Source organism: Bordetella pertussis 18323, from assembly GCF_000306945.1.
Classification (GTDB): domain Bacteria; phylum Pseudomonadota; class Gammaproteobacteria; order Burkholderiales; family Burkholderiaceae_B; genus Bordetella; species Bordetella pertussis.
On record NC_018518.1, the window covers coordinates 3,191,078 to 3,210,976 of the forward strand.

Genomic DNA, 19,899 nt, shown 5'->3' on the forward strand with positions numbered 1-19,899 from the left:
GCGGGCCTACTTGCCGGCGCTCAGCGACGCGCGCCGGCGCTCGCGCACCGCATGGGCCAGGCGCTCCAGCACCTGCACCGAAGCATCCCAGTCGATGCAACCGTCGGTGATGCTCTGCCCGTACGTCAAGGCCTGCCCGGGCACCAGGTCCTGGCGGCCGCCCAGCAGATGGCTTTCTATCATCAGGCCCACGATGCGGGCATCGCCCTGCTCGATCTGGTTGGCCACATCATCGACCACCAGCGGCTGATTCTCGGGTTTCTTGCTGCTGTTGGCGTGGCTGGCGTCGATCATGATGCGCTGGGCCAGGCCGGCCTTGGCCATGTCCTGGCAGGCCGCTTCGATGCTGGCGGCATCGTAGTTGGGCGCCTTGCCGCCGCGCAGGATGACGTGGCAGTCCTCGTTGCCCGCGGTCGAGACGATGGCCGAATGCCCGCCCTTGGTCACCGAGAGGAAATGGTGCGGTTGCGAGGCGGCCTTGATGGCATCGACGGCGATCTTCACATTGCCGTCGGTGCCGTTCTTGAAACCGACAGGACACGACAGGCCGGAAGCCAGCTCGCGGTGAACCTGGCTTTCGGTCGTCCGCGCCCCGATCGCCCCCCACGACACCAGGTCGGCGATGTACTGCGGGGTAATCATGTCGAGGAACTCGCAACCCGCCGGCAGGCCGCGGCTGTTGATGTCCAGCAGCAGTTCGCGCGCCACGCGCACGCCCTTGTTGATATCGAAGCTGCCATCTAGGTCGGGGTCGTTGATCAGGCCCTTCCAGCCCACGGTGGTGCGCGGCTTTTCGAAGTAGACGCGCATCACCACCTCGAGGTCGGCGGCCAGGCGGTCGCGCACCGGCTTGAGACGATCCGCGTATTCGAGCGCCGCCTTGGTATCGTGGATCGAGCAAGGGCCGATCACGACGATCAGGCGGTCATCCATGCCATGCAGGATGCGATGCATGCCCTGGCGGGCGGCGTAGACGATTTCAGAAACATCCTTCGAGCACGGAAACTCGCGCATGACATGCGCGGGAGGATTCAGCTCTTTGATTTCACGGATACGAAGGTCATCGGTATTGTGCGACACGGCACGGCTCCTGGGGTTGCCCGCCAGACTGACGGCAAGAAAAAAGCCGCCAGCTATGCTGGCGGCTTTTTCGGGGATTCTTTACCAAACTTCAGTTAACACGCGTCCCTTCCTCCGCCAGCGGCTTCAGAAACCAAAAATAAAAGTAAAAAGCGGGGGACGCAAATTTCATAGCGGTAGACTCTAGCACAAAAAAAACCGCGCGTCACCACGCGATTTTTCCAGGCCAGGGACGGCGATACGTCCCTGGCGTCCTTCAGGCGGTACCGCCCACGGTCAGGCCTTCCATGCGCAGGGTCGGCATGCCGACCCCTACCGGCACGCTCTGGCCGTCCTTGCCACAGGTGCCGACACCCGAATCCAGGCGCATGTCGTTGCCGATCAGGCTGACCCGATTCATGGCGTCCGGCCCATTGCCGATCAGGGTGGCGCCCTTGACCGGGTAGGTGACCTTGCCGTTTTCGATCATGTAGGCCTCGGAAGCCGAGAACACGAACTTGCCGTTGGTAATGTCGACCTGGCCGCCGCCGAAGTTCACGGCATACAGGCCGCGCTTGACCGAAGCGATGATTTCCTCGGGCGGCGTGGCGCCGCCCAGCATGTAGGTATTGGTCATGCGCGGCATCGGCAGGTGCGCGAACGATTCGCGCCGGCCGTTGCCCGTTGCGGCGGTCTTCATCAGCCGGGCATTGAGCGTGTCCTGCATGTACCCGCGCAGGATGCCATCTTCGATCAGTACGTTGCGCTGGGTGGCGTTGCCTTCGTCGTCGATGTTCAGCGACCCGCGCCGGTCGGGCAAGGTGCCGTCGTCGATCACGGTCACGCCGGGCGAGGCCACGCGCTCGCCGATGCGGTCGGAAAACACGCTGGAGCCCTTGCGGTTGAAATCGCCCTCCAGGCCGTGGCCGACCGCCTCGTGCAACAGGATGCCGGGCCAGCCCGAACCGAGCACCACGGTCATTTCGCCCGCCGGCGCCGGACGCGCCTCCAGGTTGGCCAAGGCCTCGTGCACCGCGCGCTCGACGTAGTCGCGCAGGATATCGTCGGTGAAATAGGCCAGCCCCGTGCGGCCGCCGCCGCCCGCATGCCCCATTTCGCGACGGCCGTTGCGCTCGGCGATCACGGTCAGCGACAGGCGCACCAGCGGCCGCACGTCGGCGGCCAGGCGGCCGTCGCTGCCGGCCACCAGCACGACGTCGTATTCGGCGCCCAGCCCCGCCATCACCTGGATGACGTGCGGGTCGCGCGCGCGCGCCATGCGCTCGATGCGTTCGAGCAGCGCGACCTTGTCGGCCGCCGTCAAGGTGACCAGCGGATCGATGTCGGCATAAAGGCTGCGGCCGTCGACCGGCGGCACCTGCGCCGCCACCTTGACCTTGCCCGCTCCCTGGCGGGCAATGCCGCGCACCGTGCGCGCCGACGACAGCAGCGCGTCGGCCGATAGGCTATCGGAATAGGCAAACGCGGTTTTCTCGCCGCTGACGGCGCGCACGCCCACGCCCTGGCCGATGGAAAAGCTGCCTGTCTTGACGATGCCCTCTTCCAGACTCCAGCCTTCGCTGCGGGTGTACTGGAAATACAGATCGGCGTAATCGACCTTGTGCGTGAATATCTCGCCCAGGGCGCGCGCCAGATCCGCTTCGGTCAACCCCCAGGGGTCGAGCAGCAGATTCTTGGCGGTGGCCAGGGCGGAAATGGCGGGATCTATCAATTTCATGGAATTCCGTCTATAGAACGCGATGACGCAGGGCAGGCAGGCTGGCGCGTACCTCAGCCAGGCGCGCAGCCTCTATGGTACCGCCGATGACGCCCGGCCCCTCGGGTAAAACGTCCAGCACCTGCCCCCAGGGGTCGACCAGCATGGAATGGCCCCAGGTGCGCCGTCCGGTCGAATGCCGCCCGCCTTGCGCCGGCGCCAGCACATAACACTGGTTTTCGATGGCGCGGGCACGCAGCAGGAGCTCCCAGTGAGCCTGGCCCGTGGTGTAGGTGAAGGCGGCCGGCACCAGGATCAGGTCGACCGTACCCATGGCACGGTACAGCTCGGGAAAGCGCAGGTCGTAGCACACCGACAGTCCGACCCGCCCGCACGGGCCATCGAATACCTGCACCGCTTTGCCGGGCCGGATGGCAATTGCCTCGTCGTACGATTCGGCGCCGCGCTGGAAATTGAATAAATGGATTTTGTCGTAGCGCGCCGCCGGCTGGCCGCCGGGTCCGTATACAAAAGTTGTATTGAATACGCGCTGCGGGTCCGGGCTGGTTAATGGCAAGGTGCCGCCCACCACCCATATTCCATATTGGGATGAAATATTTGAAAGAAAGCTCTGAATTTTGCCATAACCACTCTCTTCCTTGATAGCAAGTTTGTCGGTATCGGTATGCCCCATAAAACAGAAATATTCGGGCAACGCAACCAGCCGCGCGCCGTCCTGCGCAGCTTTCCCAATCAATTCAGCAGCTTGCGCCAGGTTTTCATCAACGTCAGGGCCGGAGACCATCTGTATGGCCGCCACGCGGCAGGACGGGGTTGTGTCGGTTCGAGGGTCGCCTGTCATATGAAACAAAAATTTCCTGAGTTGGAAGCACACCGTGCCGGGCAATTTCTGTATTATTGGAAAACAACAATCATATATACCCTTCAGCCGGCGACCGAGTCATTTGAAATAGTTAGGAATAACCATGCCCCGTGAAAACTATGCTGTACTGCAGGCCAAGATAGAGAAAGAAATCACCAAACTCAAGCACAAGGCGGAAGCCCTGCATACACGGCGCCGCAAGCCCGTGATCGCGTCGATCGTCAAGTCGATGCGTGAATACAATATCACTCCCGAGGAAATCGCCGCCGCCTTCGGTTCGGCCAAATCGGTGCGCGCCCCCAGCGCTCCGGTACGCCGCAAGGCTGGCGCGCCGGTCGCCAAGCGCGCGGTAGCGCCCAAGTACCGCCACCCGCAAACGGGCGAAACCTGGAGCGGCCGCGGCAAGGCGCCGCGCTGGCTGGCTGCCGAAGAAGCCGCCGGCGCCAAGCGTGACAGTTTCCTCATCCGCGACTGAACCACCCGTTCGTCCCGGAATGCCGGCGCGCCTCAAGGCGCGCCGTTTTTATTGCGCCACCGCCATCGCCACGGCGATGCGCCGCGACAGCGCATTCGCTAGCTGTGAACTGTCAATAGGTTGTATTCGTCCAGGTTGAGTCTGGAGATGGGTACAGCGCGCCCGATGCCTTGGTGGGGTCGATGCCAGTTGTAGTGGTGTAGCCAGGATTTCATGGCATCGGCTCGGTGTTGGGAGTTCTGGTAGGTGTGAGCGTAAGCCCACTCACGCAAGGCCGACTGGATGAAGCGTTCGGCCTTGCCATTGGTCTGTGGGCGGTAAGGTCGGGTAAAGCGGTGCTTGATGCCCAGCTCATGGCACAGCGCGGCGAAGGCGCGGCTGCGAAAGGCCGAGCCATTGTCGGTGAGCAAGCGCTGGATGGTCACGCCCAGGCGCTGGTAGTAGGCCACTGCGTCCTTGAGGAACTGGACGGCGCTGGGGAAGCGCTCGTCGGGGTGGATGTCGGTGAAGGCCACGCGGGCGTGGTCATCGATGGCCACGAAGACGAAGTCCCAGCCGGCCCCCTCAACGGTATCGCGTCGGTTGCCCGTGACCCGGTGGCCAGGGCGCTGGATACGTCCCAGCTTCTTGATGTCGATGTGCAGCAGATCGCCGGGGGCCTGATGCTCGTAGCGCACCACCGGCTCGGCCGGCTCCAGGTCGGCCAGGTGCGACAGACCGGCGCGGGCCAGGACGCGGCTGACGGTGCTGGCTGACACGCCCAGCGCCTGGGCGATGCGCGCTTGGGTCAGCCGCTTGCGGCGCAGCTCCACGATAGCCAGCGCCTTGGCCGGCGCAATCGCTCGGGGCGAGACCGTCGGGCGCGAGGACGCATCGGCCAAGCCCGCCTGGCCCTGAGCCAGGAAGCGGCCCAGCCATTTGCGCACAGTCGGCGCGGTGACCCCATAGGCGCGGGCCGCTTCAGGCACACAAACTTGATGGGCGATCAATTGCTGGACCATTTCGAGTCGACGTAGGAAGGTCAATCGGGCATGCTTATGGGTGTTCATCCGGCCGGGCTCCTTGAGTGAACTGGGGGGTTGGCGATTTCCAGTTTCTCAAATCCGGTTCGGATGAACCATGCATACAACCTATTGAATCTTCACATGTAGCCGGCCGTGCCGATGGCCATGGCGCGGCGCGCGTCCATGCCGCCGGGCATGGGAACGAGCCAGTCGGCCTTGACGCGCGCCTTGCGCGCCAGGCCGCCCCAGTGGGTTTCGCCCAGCCCCCAGCCGTTGAGCAGCACGGCGTCGCCCGCGCGGTAGCGCGGGTCATGGCTTTCGAGCACGGTGCCGGCGAAATCGATGCCGGGCACCATGGGGAATTGCCGCACGATGGGAATCCGGCCGGTGATGGCCAGCGCATCCTTGTAGTTGACGGTGGACCAGGCGATGTCGACCAGCACGTCGCCATCGGGCAACTGCGCCTCGTCGAGCCGGGCGCGTTGCGCCACGATGGCGCGGTCGTCGTTCTGGGTAAGCAGCAGGGCGTCGAACATGGAAGCCTCCTCGAAGCGGGCCAGGCAGGGCATGGCCCGGGGGCCTGGCCGAGGCCGGTCTCGCGCTTCGTCCAGGAACGCCTCCAGTTTACGCAGCCGGGCGGCGCGCGCGCCACGGAGGGCGCGCGCCCCGTCAATCCAGCTTGACGCCGGCATCGCGCACGATGCCGCCCCAGCGGTTGTAGTCGTCGCGCAATATGGTCTGCAGCGCATCCGGGGTGCTAGTCAGCGTCTCGACCCGCTGGGCCCGCACCTGGGCCTGCAAGGCGGGAGACCCGAGCGCCTTGTTGAGCGCCGCATTCAGCTTGTCGCGCACGTCGGCCGGCACGCCCTGGGGCGCGATGATGGCCCACCAGAGGTCTTCGCCCGATTTGGCGTAGCCGGCCACGCCCGCTTCGTTCATGGTGGGCACATCGGGCAGGAAGGGACTGCGCTCGGCGCTGGTCACGGCCAGCGCGCGCAAGGCGCCCGATTCGATCAGCGGCATCGAGGTGTTGAGGGTGTCGAACATGAACGCCACGTTGCCCGCGACCACGTCGGCCAGCGCCGGGCCGCTGCCCCGGTACGGCACGTGCAGGAAGCTGGTGTGGGTGAGCTGCTTGAGCAGCTCGCCGGACAGGTGGTTGGTCGAGCCGTTGCCGGCCGAGGCGAAGGTGATGCTGTCGAGCTTCTTGCGGTCCAGTTCGATCAGCTCCTGGACATTGCGGGCCGGGATCTTGCTGTTGACCACCAGCACGTTGACGAAGCGGCCCGCCAGCCCGATCGGCGTGAAGTCCTTGAGCGGACTGTAGGGAAGGTCGGGATAGATATGCGGGTTGATGGCCATGTTGCCGACGCTGGACATGCCGATGGTGTAGCCGTCGGGCGCGGCGCGGGCGATGGCGGCGATGCCGACACCGCCGCCCGCGCCGGAGCGGTTGGACACCACCACGGGAACGCCCAGCTCCTTGCTGAGCTGCCCGGCGATGGGCCGCGAGAAGGTGTCCATGGAACCACCGGCCGGAAACGGCACGATGAACGTAACCGGGCCGGCCGGCCAGTTGCCGGCGCCGGCGGGCGCCGCGGCGCCCAGCGCGCAGCAGCCGGCCAGCAGCAAGCGTGCAAGTCTCGACATTCCCTATTCCCCTTGTATGGTTTTGTACCGGGTGCGCCGCGACGGCGCTGCGGTTATTGGGCGGCGTCCACGGCGTCCATGACGCGGGCCGAGTAGACCAGCGCGGCGCCGGCGTTCAGCGCCACGGCCACGCCCAGCGCCTCGGCGATCTCGCCCTTGGTGGCGCCGTTGTCGGTTGCCGCCTTGGCGTGCACCGCGATGCAGCCGTCGCAGCGGGTGGTGACGGCCACCGCCAGCGCGATCAGTTCGCGCGTCTTGGCGTCCAGCTGATTGGTCTGCTTGCCGGCCGCCGAAAGCTGTTGATAGCCCTTGACGGTTTCCGGGCTGGCCTTGGCGATTTCGCCGATGCGCGTCATCAGTTCCGAGCGGTATTGGTTCCAGTCCAGCATGATTGATCCTTTATGGGTGAGTGAATGATTGAAAGGTGCCGCCGTTACCGGGCGTAGCGGTCGCGCACGGCGACGGCGTCCCGGGTCTGGCCGCACAGCATGGCCTGGTCCACGTCCATGTGGCTGCCCAGGTGGTTCAGCGCGTTGGCATACGCGTTGATGCTTTGCTTGGACATGCGCACCGCGAGCTCGGGCATCTTGCCGATGCGCGCGGCGAGGTCCTGGGCATGGGCGCAGGCCGCGCCGTCGGCCACGACGAAATCTGCCACGCCCCATTCGAGCGCGGTGTCGGCCGACATCTTTTCGCCCAGCAGCACGATCTGTTTCGCGCGCGCCGGACCGACCAGGTTCACCAGGCGGGGAATGGTCTGCCATCCCAACGGGATGCCGATCTGCACTTCGGGCACGAACAGGAAGGCCGACTTGCCCATGGCGCGCCAGTCGCAGGCGAGCGTGAGCGCGATGCCGCCGCCCACGTTCATGCCCTCGACGGCGGCGATGGTGATCTGCGGCAGGTCTTCCCAGGCCTTGCACAGCCGGGTGCCGCGCAAGGCGATGGCGCGCCGCTCGAGCTGGGTCTTGTCGTCCAGGCTCCAGCGCATGGCATCGCCCAGGTCGATGCCGGCCGAGAATTCGTTCTGGTTGCCGCTGAGCACGATGCACGCCACGGAGGTGTCCTGCTGCAGCTCCAGCGCGATATCGGTCAGGCGCAGCACCATCTCCTGGCTCAGCGCATTGCGCTTGCCGCCGCGGTCTATGGTGACCGTCGCCACCGCGCCCGTTTTCTCCAGCGAAATGATTTCCTTCATAGCGGTGTTCCCCTTGTGAGTCGCTAACTGTTCAGCAGTTCGGCGGCGGCCAGGTCGGCGGCCGAGTGCAGGACTGCGACGATTTCCTGCAGGTCATGCGATTTGAGGCGGGCGGCGGGGCCGACCACGCCGATGCTGTAGAGGCCGCGCGCCGGGCCGCTCATCACCGGGCAGGCGACGCTCAGCACCCCTTCGTCGATCTCGCCGTCGCAGATGGCAAAGCCCTGCCGGTGCACCTGGTCGAGCTCCTGCATCAAGGTGTCCACCCGCAGCCCCGGGGTACTGCTGGCCAGCGGTTCGAGCAGCGCCTGGATGCGGGCCGGATCCAGGTAGGCCAGGATGGCCTTGCTCGACGAGCACTTGTCCAGCGGCCGGCCGCCCACGCCCGGGTAGATATACAGCTGGTCCTTGCGGGTGGGCGTGACCGCCTGCACCAGATCCACCTTGTCGTTCCACAGCCGCGCGCAAAAGGCGGTTTCCTCCAGGCGTCCCACCACGAAGTTCAAGGCGGGATCGAACAGCGCCAGCTTGCTGTCCTGGGCCAGGCTGCTGCGCATCAGACCGATCAGGCCATCGCCCAGCACGAAGTTGCCGCTGGCGTCGTCCTGGTCCAGGTAATCGATCTCGCGCAGGGTGGTGGCCATGCGATGGGTCGTGCTGCGCGGCAGGCCGGTGGCGGCGGCCAGGTCGGCCAGCGACAGGCCGCCGGGACGGCCGGCGATGGCGTGCAGGATGTGGTGGTAACGGTTCAGCGGATTGGACATGGATGGTCTAGTGCTGCTGCCGCAAGGCAATCTTGTCGACCTTGCCTATCGACAGCATCGGTAGTGAGTTGCGGACGAAAATGCGCTTGGGCACTTTATAGTTGGCCATGCGTTCGCGGCACCACTGCACCAGCTCCGGTTCCGACACCTCGGTGTCGGGCCTGAGGATCAGGTGCGCGTGGCCGACCTGCTGGTAGAGCTCGTCGTCGACGGCGATGACGGCCGACATCAACACGTTGGGGTGCTGCTCGAGCACGACCTCGATCTCGCGCGGGTAAACGTTGTAGCCACCGGATTTATACATTTCCTTGATGCGCCCGACCAGTCGGAAGTTGCCGTCGTCGTCGCGCTGGGCCATGTCGCCGGTCTTGAGCCAGCCGTCCCGCGTGAAGGCGCCGGCCGTGGCGGCGGCGTCGCGCAGGTAGCCATTCATGCAGTACTGGCCGCGCACCTGCAGCTCGCCCTGGGTCCCGGCGGGCAGCGGCTGCCCTTGCTCGTCGGCCACGCGCAACTGGCCTTCGGGAATGGCGCGCCCCACGGTATAGGCGGCCGCCTCGAGCGAATCGCTGGCGACGATGTAGCTGACCGACCCGCACGATTCGGTCAGGCCGTAGGTGGAGCCGATGCGCGGGCAGTGCTCCTTGACGCGCTGCAGGATGGGCATGGGAATGGCCGCGCCCGAGAAAATGAACCACTCCATCCCGCGCATGATGGACATGTCGAAGGACGGCTCGCGGATCAGCATCTGCAGCATGGTCGAGCCCAGCATCAGCATGTTGACGCGATGCTTCTCGATCAGGCCCATCACCTCGGCCGGCCGGTAGCGCTCCTGGTAGATGATGGTGCCGCCGGCCAGGATCTGCGACAGGCCCCGGAAGTGCATGCCGCCGATATGGTTGATCGGCGCGAAGTTGATGACCACCGGGTGGCTTTGCGTGGCGAAGGTGCGGGCCTGCACGGTAGAGCGGTAGATCAGCGCCGTCTGGCTCAGCAACACGCCCTTGGGAATGCCCGTGGTGCCCGAGGTGTAGACCAGCATGCAAGGCTGGGCGGCATCCTCGAACGGCGCCGGACATGGCGCATCCGGCGCGTCGCACAACGCGTGCAGCATCGCCTCGTCACAGGATGCCCGGCTGTCATAGAACAGCAGATCGGGGCGCCGGGCCTGCGGCGCCAGCGTGGCCAGCGCCGCGTCCAGGTCGTCGGCATAGCGGCGCGCCTCGAACTCCCGCACCGACAGCACCAGCTTGGGCTGCGCGTGGCCGATCACATATGCCATTTCGCGCGGCTGGTACCTGGGGTTCAACCCCACCCACAACGCCCCCAGCCGCGCCGCGGCCAGCAGACAGACCATGGCGTCGGGCGTCGGCGGAGCCAGCAGCGCCACGCAGTCGCCCGCGCCGATGCCGCGTGCGCTCAGGCCGGCGGCGCAGCGCCGCACCCGCGCGGCCAGCTCGCCATAGGTGATGGCGCCGTCGCCGTGCGCCAGCGCGTCGCGCTCCGGAAAGCGCCGGGCGTGCTCTTCGATGATGTCCCACCAGGTATGCCCCGGCGGCTGCATGTGCTGTTCGAGACTGCTCATTGCCCTTGTCCGTTCAGAACTTGATGTTCTTCTTTTCGACGATGTCCTTGAACAAGGCCGGCTGGCTGTCCACGAACGCTTGCGTCTGCGCCGGCCCCTTGAAGGCCGCCTCGGTGCGCATGGCCTTGGCCTGGGCCAGCACGCCTGGGTCGCGCAGGGCCTCGGCGAAGCTGTTTTGCAGCTTGTCGATGACGGCTGCCGGCGTGCCCTTGGGCGCCGCCATCACATAGGAAATGACGTTCTCGGCGGCCTCGGGGTAGCCCGCCTCGACCAGCGTCGGCGTATCGGGCAGGAACTGCGAGCGGGTGCGCTGCAGCACCACCAGCGCCTGGGTCTTGCCGGCATCCAGCATGGTGCCCGCGGCGTTGATGCCGTCGATCATCAGGTCCACCTGGTTGCCGGCCAGCGCGGTCACCGCCTCCACGCCCTTGTACGGGATGTGGCGGAACTCGACGCCGGTATCGTTCATGAACACCTCGCCCGCCAGATGGGTCGACGAGCCCACGCCATACGTGGCGTAGGTGTAGCGGCCGGGACTCTGCCTGGCCGAGTCCAGGACCGTCTTCAGATCGGACGGCATGGTCTTGTTGGCGGTCAGCACCATGGACGTCTGGCCCAGCGTGGCCACGTAGTCCAGCGACTTCTCGGGCGCATAGGGCGGCGGCGACATCACGTACGGGATCAGGGTGTAGCTGGTGTTGGTGGACACCAGCAGCGTATAGCCGTCGGGGGCGGCGCCGATGACGGCGTTCACGCCGATCACGGTGCTGCCGCCCGGCTTGTTGAGGATGGTGATGGGCTGGCCGAGCACCCGGGAGGCGCGTTCGGACACGATACGCATGAACTGGTCGGTGCCCCCGCCCGCGGAATAGGGGATGACGATCTTGATGGGCTTGTCGGGGTAGGCGGCCGCGCCTTGGTCCGCCTGCGCGGCGCCCATGCCGGCCAGGCAGGTAACGGACACCGCAAGCGCGCTGACGATTCGGTACATCGTTTGTCTCCTGATGCGCAGACTGAAGGCAGCCCAGTCGCGCAGTGGGTGATGGCAGCCGCTGACGCGGCTTTTTATTAATCCCGTAAATTGAGATTTGATCCCATAATACGGGACAAATATTGCCCGCGCAAGCGGAATCGGCGTGACGCACGCAAGAAAAACGGCCCGCAAGGGCCGTCTCAAAACGTGGGCTGCAGGCGGGAAAGGACAGATACCGTCGCTTGACGGGTGCCTGTCCCGGCGGGGACAGGCACGTCTTGCCGCGGGCATCAGCGCCCGTGCGGGGCTGGTCCCTCAGCCGTGGGCCGCGCGGGCAGGTCGAGCCCATGCGGCACGATGGCCACGATTTCGCTTTCGCGGGCCGGCTCGCCATGCAGGTGGCGCACCAGGTCCAGGGTGGTCGATCGGCGTGTCAGCATCAGGCAGGTCACTTCGCCGCCGGAAATCCGGGTGGCGTGCCAACAGCCCGGACGCATGCAAATGCCCTGCCCCGGCGGCACCACGAAAGCGGCCAGGCTGGCCAGGTCGGGGCTACCATCGAACGCGCTGCGCGCGACGATCTGCACGATGGCGCCGGTCAGCGGCACGATGGCCTGCTGGGTCAGCAGGTGCTTTTCCAGGGTGTCGAAACCGGGCTGGCTGATCCGGTAATTGACCCACAGGACTTCCGTTTCCCTGCCGGCGCCGGCGCCGGTGTCGAACACGTGCTCCTGCCAGAAATCGGTGGCCGGGTTGCTGAACCGCGGCACATCGTCGCCGGCGGGCAGCGGCTTGCCCAGCATCCAGCCATAAGGCGCGAAGGCGGTTTCGGTCAGGTCTTGCGGGCGCAGGGCGGGCGTAGTGGTCGGCATACGCCAATATAGCCGCAATGCCGGCCGCCGAGCGGCCGGCCCGGCCCCCGGTCAATACGCCACGCGCAGCCCCAGGTTGGCGCTCCAGCCACGGTCGCTGCCGTCGCCGCTGCCGACCGACTTGCCGTAGCCGACCTGCCCCCACAGGCCTACGCTCTTGCCCAGCTGCGTGTCCACGCCCGCCTTCAGATCCACGGCCGTGTTCTGGCGGCTGGCGCGTACGCTGTGCACGCCCGCGAACGTGACGGTGTCGGCGCCGGTGAAATCGTGCAGCAGCGATACGCCCATGAACGGCCGCAACTGCGCCTTCCCGTATGCGTACTGGCCCGCCAGGCGCGTGCCCAGCCGCCCCGTCAGCGCATCGGGCGTCTTGTACGACACCGAAGACACGCGGTCGGCGCCATTGGCGATGCCAAGCTGCTGATACACCAACTGGGCCTGCGGCTCGATTTGCCAGCGCGGATTGAGCTGCCACGGGTAGCCGGCCTCCACCGAGGCCATCATGCCCCAGCCGCGGCTGGTCGCGCCGACATGGGCCGACGAGCTGGTCTGCTGCTTGTAGCGCGTGCCCGCCAGCACCGTGTCGACGTACCAGCCGCTCGGACCAGTGTGCGTCCAGTAGGCGCCCAGCTGGGCGGCCCGCAGCGTGGACGTGCCCACCGCCTGGATCTCGCCGCGCGCCAGGCCCCGCACATCGCCGCGGGCCGTGGCGTATCCGCCGAACACGCCGAAGGCGTCGGCATGCCGGGTGGCCGAGCGACGCGTGTAGAGGTCCGCGCCCAGCTGCATGCCGGCCAGGCTGCCGTTGAAGGACGGCGCCGCTTCGCTGCCCGCGGAGCGCTCGAAACGACGCCCGAAGGTACGTGCCCACACGCCACGCCGGGCTGCGGCGCCCGCCTCGGGCGCGGCCGCGCCGGGCTGGCCCGCGCGTTCGCGGTAGCTGCCCAGCGCTTCCGTGCCGACCATGCGCATCAGCATGGGCGTGCCGGCATACAGCGCCACCTCGGGCCGGTAGAAGGGCACGACCTTGACGATCCTGCCCGCCTTGTCGCGCTCGACGCGGGAGGTACGCAGGTACCAGTCTTGCGCCTGCGCCGCGGCGCCGTCGCCCGCGCCGCGCAGCAACTGGTACTCGTAGGCGCCCGCGACCAGCGGCTGCGCCAGGCGGAAGGCCCCGGGCGCGGTCGTGGCGCCACCCTGGGCCACGACCACCGGAATGCCGCGCAGGGTCAGGCCGCCCACCCCGCCCTGCGGCTTGACCACGACCGGCGTGACGCCGCTGGCCGCGCCGCCGTCGAGCACCAGCCGATCGGCCGGCGCGGCGTCGCCGCCAAGCACCGCCTCCACTTCCAGGCTGCCGCCCGTACCAGCGTAATTGCCGGCCACCGTCAACGCGCCGATCGAGTTGCCCGGCGCGACCACGCCGCGGTTGGCCACATCCCCGACGATGCGGCCCGTGCCGCCCAGCACGCCGGCCTGCTCGACCGTGACCGGGCTGGCGATGCTGCCGTTGACGGCCAGGCGGCCGGCGGCGATGCGGGTCGGCCCCTGGTAGGTATTGGCATTGCCAAGCCGCAGCTCGCCGGCGCCTTCCTTGACCAGGCCACCCGCCCCGCCTATCGCGCCGTCCCAATCCAGCCGGGTGCCGTCGCGGGTGACGAAGGTGCCGCCCGCGGCATCGAGGGTGGCGACACGCGCCGAGGCAAAGCTGGCGGTGCTCAGCAAGGTGCCGCCGTCCAGCGTCAGGGCGCCGGCCGCCGCGCCCAGGTTGGCGTCGCGCGAAACTTGCAGCGTACCGCCGGTGACTGCCGTGCCGCCGCCATGGCGGTTATCGGCGCTGAGCACCAGCGTGCCCGGACCGGCCTTGGTCAGCTTGCCCGCGCCGGCGACCACGCCCCGCCAATCCAGGGTCGTGCCCGCGTCCGGCAGCAATACGCCGTTGCGCGCCCCGACGCGCAGCGCGCGCTCGGGCGCCAACGACGCCGTGGTGGCCAGCGTGCCGCCGTCCAGCGTCACCGCCGTGCCCGCCGCGCCCAGGTTGGCGTCGCGGGCGATCCGCAGCGTGCCGCCATGGACCAGGGTGCCGCCGGCATGCTGGTTGTCGTGGTTGAGCGCCAGGGTGCCGGCGCCGGTCTTGGTCAGCGCGCCGGCGCCGCCGATCGCCCCGTTCCAGTCCAGGCGGGTGCCGGCGGCCACGTCCAGCGTGCCGTTGGCCGCGCCCAGGGTCGCCGCGCGGCCGGTCGCGAGATCCGCCGTGGTGGCCAGCGCGCCGCCGTCCAGCGTTACGCCGGTGCCGGCCCGCCCCAGGTTGGCGTCGCGGGCGATCCGCACGGCGCCCGCCTTGACGATGGTGCCGCCGCCATAGCGGTTGGCCGCGGCCAGCGCCAGGGTGCCGTTGCCCTGCTTGACCAGGGCGCCGTCACCGTCGAGCAGGCCATTCCAGTCCAAGGTGGCGCCGTCGGCCGTGTCGATGGCGGCCGCGCCGCTCAGCGTGGCCGTGCGCGCGGTGGCGAAGCTGGCGGTCGCGGCCAGGCTGCTGCCATTGAGCGCCACGTCGCCCGCGCCCAGGTTGGCGTCGCGCGCGACCTGCAGCGTGCCGGCATTGACCTCGGTGCCTCCCGCGTACCGGTTGTCGCCGTCCAGTACCAGGGTGCCCAGGCCCTGCTTGACCAGCCTGCCGGCGCCATTGACCGTGCCGCGCCATTGCAGCGTCGCCCGGTCGTCGGTGTCGATCGAGGCGCGCCCGGAGAGGGTCGCATCGCGGCCGGTGGCAAAGCCGGCGGTCGCATGCAGGCGGCTGTTGTTCAGGGTCAGCGCGCCGCCGCCCAGGTTGGCGTCGCGCGCGACCCGCAGCGTGCCGGCCTCGACCACGGTGCCGCCGGCATAGGTGTTCGTGCCGCCCAAGGCCAGCGTGCCCGCGCCCTCTTTGACCAGCCGGCCCGCGCCGGCAACGTCGCCCTGCAAATCCAGCGTGGCGGCGTCGGCGACGACGATCCGGCCGCCGCCGTTGCCCACGGTGGCGTTGCGCCGGCTCGCGAACCCGGCGGTGGTCGACAGCGTGCCGCCGTCGAGCGTCAGCATGCCATGCGCCTCGCCCAGGTTCTCATCGCGCGAGACGCGCAGCACCCCGCCGGTAATCCGGGTACCGCCGGCGTGGGTATTGTCGTGCTCCAGCACGAGCGTGCCGTCGCCCGTCTTGGTCAACGCCCCCGCCCCGCCGACCTGGCCCTGCCATTGCAGGGTGTGGCCGCCCGTCACCGAAAGCGCGCCGTGCCCGGCGCCCACGACGATCTCGCGCCCGCTGGAGAACCCGGCAGAAACCGCCAGGGCGCCGCCATCCAGCGTCACCGCGCTCTGTCCCGAGCCCAGGTTGGCGTCGCGCGACACCTGCAGGGTACCGGCGTGGATCGTGGTGCCGCCGTCATGGTGGTTGTCCTTGACCAGCACCAGCTTGCCCTCGCCCTTTTTGTGCAGGCTGCCGGTTCCGCCGATGGCCCCCTCCCATCCCAGCGTGGTGCCGGCGGCCGTGTCGATGGCGGCGTTGCCAGTCAGGGTGGCTGCCTGCGTGGCCGTGAAGCTGGCGGTCGTGGCCAGCGCCGCGTTCTCCAGCGCCAGCGCGCCGGGCCCCAGGTTGGTGGCGCGCGATACCTGCAGCGTGCCGGCCCTGACCTCGGTGCCGCCGGCATGCTGGTTGTCACCGGCCAGCACCAGCGTGCCTGCGCCCTCCTTGACCAGCGTGCCGGCGCCAGCGACCGTCCCGCGCCAATCCAGCGTGGCGGCGGCAGCCGCTTGCACCGCGCCACGTCCGGTCAACTCCAGACGGCGCGAGGTCGCGAACGTACCGGTCGTCGCCAGCCGGCTGTCGTGCAGATGCACGGCGCCCTGGCCCAGATTGGCGTCGGCCGACACTTGCAGCGTGCCGGCCTCGACGCGGGTGTCGCCCTGGTAAGTGTTGGCTCCGCCCAGCACCAGGGTGCCCGCCCCTTGCTTGCGCAGCTCGCCCTTGCCGCCGATGGCGCCGTTCCATGTCAGCGTGGTGCCCCGGTCGGTATCGATCTGGCCAGCCTTGTTGAGCGTGGCCGTGCGCGCGGTCGCAAAGCTGCCCGTGTTGGCCAGCCGCCCGCCGTCGAACGTGACCGCGCCGGCGGCCTGGCCGAGGTTGTTGTCGCGCGATACCTGCACGGTGCCGCCCTGCAAGCGCGTGCCGCCGGTGTAGGTGTTGGCGCCGGCCAGCGCCAGCGTACCGTCGCCGGCCTTGGTCAGCGCGCCGGCGCCGTTGACGACACCGCGCCACGTCACGTCCTTGCCGGCCGCGACGTCGATGGCCTTGGCCCCGGCGGTCAGCTCCAGCTGGCGATTGCTGGTGAAATCCCCGTTGGCTGCCAACCCGCCGCCGTTGAGCGTGACCGCGCCATTGGCCGCGCCCAGGTTCTGGTCGCGAGAGACTTGCACGACCCCGCCCCAGACCTCGACGCCCTTGGCGTAGGTATTGTTGCCGCTCAGCACGAGCGTGCCGCCGCCTTGCTTGTACAGCTTGCCGTCGCCGTCGACCGTGCCGCGCCATTCGAGCGTAGTGCCGTCAAGCGTCTCTACCTTGGGCGCGCCCTTGAGCGTGACCTGCCGCGTGGCGGCATGCGAGCCCATGCTCTCGAACACGGTATTGTCTTCCAGCACCAGTGCTCCGCGGCCCAGGTTTTCGTCCCTGGCCACACGCAGCTTGCCGCCCCGGAGCACGGTCTGGCCGGCGTACTCGTTGACGCCCGTGAGTGTCAGGCGCCCGTCCCCTTTCTTGACCAGATCGCCGGCGCCCGATATCGCGCCGCTCCAGGTCAGGGTAGCGTCGCGAGCCACGTCCAAGGAACCGCGGACAAGCGTGAGATCGCGGTTGCTCGAAAAACTGCCGCCGGCAAGCAGATCTCCGCCCTGCAGGGTTATTGCGCCCCGTCCCAGGTTGTCTTCGTGTCCTGCCCGAAGCGCGCCGGCCTCGACCACCGTGCCACCCGAGTACGTGTTGGCGCCGGCCAGGACCAGCGTGCCCTGGCCTGACTTGCGCAACATGCCGCCGCCGCTCAGCTCGCCATTCCAGGTCACGGTATGCGAAGCGTCGACCTCCATGGTGGCCTGGCCGCGCAAGGTGGCCGCGCGCGAGGTCGCGAAGCTGCCGGTGCTCTGCAGCGTGCCGTCGTTCAGCGCCAGCGCCCCTCGGCCAAGATTGGCGTCGCGGGATATCTGCAGCGTACCGGCATTGACGGTCGTGCCGCCATTTTGCTGATTGGTTCCGCGCAGCAGCAAGGTCCCCTGGCCTTCCTTCACCAGGGTGCCGGCGCCGCTGATTTCGCCGTTCCAACTGAGTATCTTGGTGGCTGCGACGTCTATGCTTTCGTTTCCAGCGAGCGTCAATGCACGCGTGGCCGTGAAGCTGTCCGTGGCGGCCAGCTGGCTGTTCTTGAGCGCCAACGTGCCGGAACCCAGGCTGGCATCATGCGCCGCCCGCAGCGTTCCGTTGTTGATCTCCGTACCGCCGCTATACGTATTGGACGCGTGCTCCAGCACCAGCGTGCCGCCCTGGGTCACCAGTTTGCCGGCGCCGCTAACCTGGCCTTGCCAGGTCGTGGTTGTTCCCGGCTCGATGATCAACGTCTGCGCCCCGGAATCGAGCGTCAGGCCGCGATTGACGACGATGGTTTTCTTGAGGGCGAGGGCGCCGCCCTTGAGCTGTACCGAACTACCTGCGCCACCCAGGTTGTTGGCCGCCGATACGCTGAGGCTGCCCGCCTCCACCACCACCTTGCCGGTATGGGTGTTGTTGCCCGTCAACGTCAGGTCGCCGCCGCCGCGCTTGACGATGCTCCCGGTCCCGCTCAGCACGCCGGCGTAGGCGGCATTGCTGTCCTGCGTGAACTGAACCGTGCCGGCGTTGCTGATGGACTGCATGGCGCTGGCGGCAGTTACGTCCGCCGTAGCGCCGGCGGACACCTGCAACACGCCGCCCTGGGTGGCGCCGCTGTTATCGCCGCGCAAGACCAGCGTGCCGCCCTCCACCTTGACCGTGGACTTGAGGTTGTTGTCGTTGCGGCCGACCTGGCCATTCAGGGTCCAGGTTCCAGCCTCCTGCTTGGTGATCGTGCCGAAGTTGCGGATTGCGCGGCCCAGCGTGCCGTCGCCGGCTTTCAGCGTCAGGCTGTTGTTGCCGCTGCCACCGTTCAAGGATCCGGTGATGGTAGAGCCGCCGTCGAGTATGACGCTGTCGTCGCCAGCCTCGAACTTCACGTTGCCGACGATGCGTCCGTTGGCATGATTGCGTACCGTCACGCCAGCGCCCGTGGCACTGTTGTTCCGCGTGCTGCCGATGGCGTTGGCGTAGCCGCCATTGAGCACTGTTTCGATAGTCCCGTAGTTATCGATGGTATTGGCCGCATTGGCGGTATTGGCAGTGACCCAGATTGCCGCGGCATTATCGGCCCGGATCGTGCCATGGTTGGTGACGGTATTGCCGGCGCCTGACAATCCCAACGCGCTGGACTGCGAAGCGCTGCCCTTGGCCAGGAGCTGCGCGTTTACTTGGATGGAAATATTGTTATTGCTTGCTGCTTCCAGCGTTTTGGCGTACTGGCCGGACGCAGCAGTATTGACCGTGCTTTGCACTACTGCACCGCCCTCGATTCGTACCTGCCCGCTCGTTCCCACACTGATCGCCGCGCTGGCGTTTGTCTCGATGCGCGCCCCCTGATTCACGGTGACGCGTTCGTTCATCCCGCTCGGTCCACTGCCCACCTTGTTGGTATGAGAGCCGTTGGCGTTGGTGCAAGTGGTAGCACCGTTTGACGTCGTGCAATTGGCCCACGCCGCCGCCCCCTGGAACCCCAGGGCCAGCGCCAGCAAGGTAGGCGCCACCCCATGTCCTGCCGGCCTGCTGCGGCTGCCCTCGAAAGCCTGGGCCTTTAACCGTCTCATGATCTCTCCCGCGAAATGAAATGTATGGGCGTACGCAGGGATCACACCACGACGCTGGTAAGGTTTATGGATGAAGCAAGAGGGATAAAGCGGCCACGCAGCGAATTGGTCGGTACGGCCGTGGCGATCTGACGCGGTCAGTGGCCGTGCACGTGCGTGGCGACGGAAACCAGACAGGAATTCGTAGTCTTCCCAGCTTGCTTGCCAGTGACTACTGGCACCGGAAATCAAGAAATCCTAGGGAGATTCGGCATCGAAAGATGCAGGCGCCATCAGCTTAGTCGAGTAGGAATTATCTCGACCTAATAGTACATTGCGTTTGAAAAAATCGCCTGCGCCCGGCGCGATGCCGGACAGCGTCTGGATGACGCGATGCGTGGAACGCGCGTTCGCGCGCCTGTCGTGCGGATTTGCCGGAGCGGCAACGCGCCCCGGCCGAGGTGCTGCTACTGCGCCTTCTCCTGGATTTTTTCGCCGCCGCGCTCGATGTCCTTGCCGGCGCCCGACATGGTGTTGCAGCCCGCCAGCGCGACGAGCGTGATGGCGGCAAGCAGGGCCGCCCGGATACGGTTGTTCATGATTGGCTCCTTGTCGTGGAATGGGTCGCGGCTACTTGCCGTAGCGCATCTCGGCGTCCGTCTCGCGCTGGTCCCGAGCATCGCCCGATACGGCGGCAAGGGCATGGATGCAGGTCTTCATGTTGTCTTCCTCGGATAGGTAAAAAGGCGCACGCATGCCGCTTGCCGTGCAGGCGATCGGCCTGTGCGC

14 protein-coding genes and 1 pseudogene are annotated in these 19,899 nt (G+C 67.4%); 1 reads left to right on the forward strand and 14 read right to left on the reverse strand.

Features of this window, described 5'->3' with window-relative positions:
* Positions 1–6 precede the first annotated feature (6 nt).
* The 3 genes from aroG to BN118_RS14970 form a co-directional block, all read right to left on the reverse strand.
* Positions 7–1,080, reverse strand: a complete 1,074-nt coding sequence (gene aroG / locus BN118_RS14960) for a 3-deoxy-7-phosphoheptulonate synthase AroG (RefSeq protein ID WP_003813056.1) — start codon at positions 1,078–1,080, stop codon at positions 7–9.
* A 256-nt stretch (positions 1,081–1,336) separates the two neighbouring features.
* The gene (tldD, locus tag BN118_RS14965; protein WP_010931196.1) at positions 1,337–2,797 is read right to left on the reverse strand and encodes a metalloprotease TldD; all 1,461 of its coding nucleotides are present in this window, start codon (positions 2,795–2,797) and stop codon (positions 1,337–1,339) included.
* Positions 2,798–2,807: 10 nt separating this feature from the next.
* Positions 2,808–3,638 carry a carbon-nitrogen hydrolase family protein gene (locus BN118_RS14970; protein WP_010931197.1) on the reverse strand — a complete coding sequence of 277 codons (831 nt, stop codon included), beginning with the start codon at positions 3,636–3,638 and terminating at the stop codon, positions 2,808–2,810.
* A gap of 124 nt (positions 3,639–3,762) precedes the next feature.
* On the opposite strand from BN118_RS14970, the gene BN118_RS14975 reads away from it, so the two are divergent.
* Complete coding sequence (locus BN118_RS14975; protein WP_010931198.1) at positions 3,763–4,134, forward strand: H-NS histone family protein; 372 nt, start codon at positions 3,763–3,765, stop codon at positions 4,132–4,134.
* 98 nt (positions 4,135–4,232) lie between these two features.
* Here the strand turns inward: BN118_RS14975 and BN118_RS14980 are convergent, their stop codons facing one another.
* The 11 genes and pseudogenes from BN118_RS14980 to BN118_RS15030 form a co-directional block, all read right to left on the reverse strand.
* On the reverse strand, positions 4,233–5,183 hold the full coding sequence (locus BN118_RS14980) for an IS481-like element IS481 family transposase (protein WP_005012067.1): 951 nt from the start codon (positions 5,181–5,183) through the stop codon (positions 4,233–4,235).
* Positions 5,184–5,281: 98 nt separating this feature from the next.
* Positions 5,282–5,707: pseudogene (locus BN118_RS14985) on the reverse strand (alcohol dehydrogenase catalytic domain-containing protein); the annotation flags it as partial.
* Between the two features lie 100 nt (positions 5,708–5,807).
* Positions 5,808–6,788 (reverse strand): Bug family tripartite tricarboxylate transporter substrate binding protein, encoded by a 981-nt coding sequence (locus BN118_RS14990; RefSeq protein ID WP_014905989.1) that lies wholly within the window; start codon positions 6,786–6,788, stop codon positions 5,808–5,810.
* A 53-nt stretch (positions 6,789–6,841) separates the two neighbouring features.
* The gene (locus BN118_RS14995) at positions 6,842–7,177 is read right to left on the reverse strand and encodes a carboxymuconolactone decarboxylase family protein (RefSeq protein ID WP_003807759.1); all 336 of its coding nucleotides are present in this window, start codon (positions 7,175–7,177) and stop codon (positions 6,842–6,844) included.
* A gap of 44 nt (positions 7,178–7,221) precedes the next feature.
* Positions 7,222–7,986 (reverse strand): enoyl-CoA hydratase/isomerase family protein, encoded by a 765-nt coding sequence (locus tag BN118_RS15000; RefSeq protein ID WP_010929865.1) that lies wholly within the window; start codon positions 7,984–7,986, stop codon positions 7,222–7,224.
* Between the two features lie 23 nt (positions 7,987–8,009).
* Entirely contained in the window at positions 8,010–8,750 is a 741-nt protein-coding gene (locus BN118_RS15005) for an IclR family transcriptional regulator (RefSeq protein WP_010929864.1), read from the reverse strand.
* A 7-nt stretch (positions 8,751–8,757) separates the two neighbouring features.
* Positions 8,758–10,332, reverse strand: coding sequence for a class I adenylate-forming enzyme family protein (locus BN118_RS15010; RefSeq protein ID WP_019248486.1), 1,575 nt, complete (start codon positions 10,330–10,332; stop codon positions 8,758–8,760).
* A 13-nt stretch (positions 10,333–10,345) separates the two neighbouring features.
* Positions 10,346–11,323, reverse strand: coding sequence for a Bug family tripartite tricarboxylate transporter substrate binding protein (locus tag BN118_RS15015; RefSeq protein WP_010929862.1), 978 nt, complete (start codon positions 11,321–11,323; stop codon positions 10,346–10,348).
* A 272-nt stretch (positions 11,324–11,595) separates the two neighbouring features.
* Positions 11,596–12,177, reverse strand: coding sequence for an ureidoglycolate lyase (locus BN118_RS15020; protein ID WP_041166209.1), 582 nt, complete (start codon positions 12,175–12,177; stop codon positions 11,596–11,598).
* Between the two features lie 51 nt (positions 12,178–12,228).
* Positions 12,229–19,131, reverse strand: a complete 6,903-nt coding sequence (batB, locus tag BN118_RS15025; protein ID WP_094145972.1) for an autotransporter BatB — start codon at positions 19,129–19,131, stop codon at positions 12,229–12,231.
* Positions 19,132–19,577: 446 nt separating this feature from the next.
* Positions 19,578–19,709, reverse strand: a complete 132-nt coding sequence (locus tag BN118_RS15030) for an entericidin A/B family lipoprotein (protein ID WP_003807750.1) — start codon at positions 19,707–19,709, stop codon at positions 19,578–19,580.
* Positions 19,710–19,899: the final 190 nt, after the last annotated feature.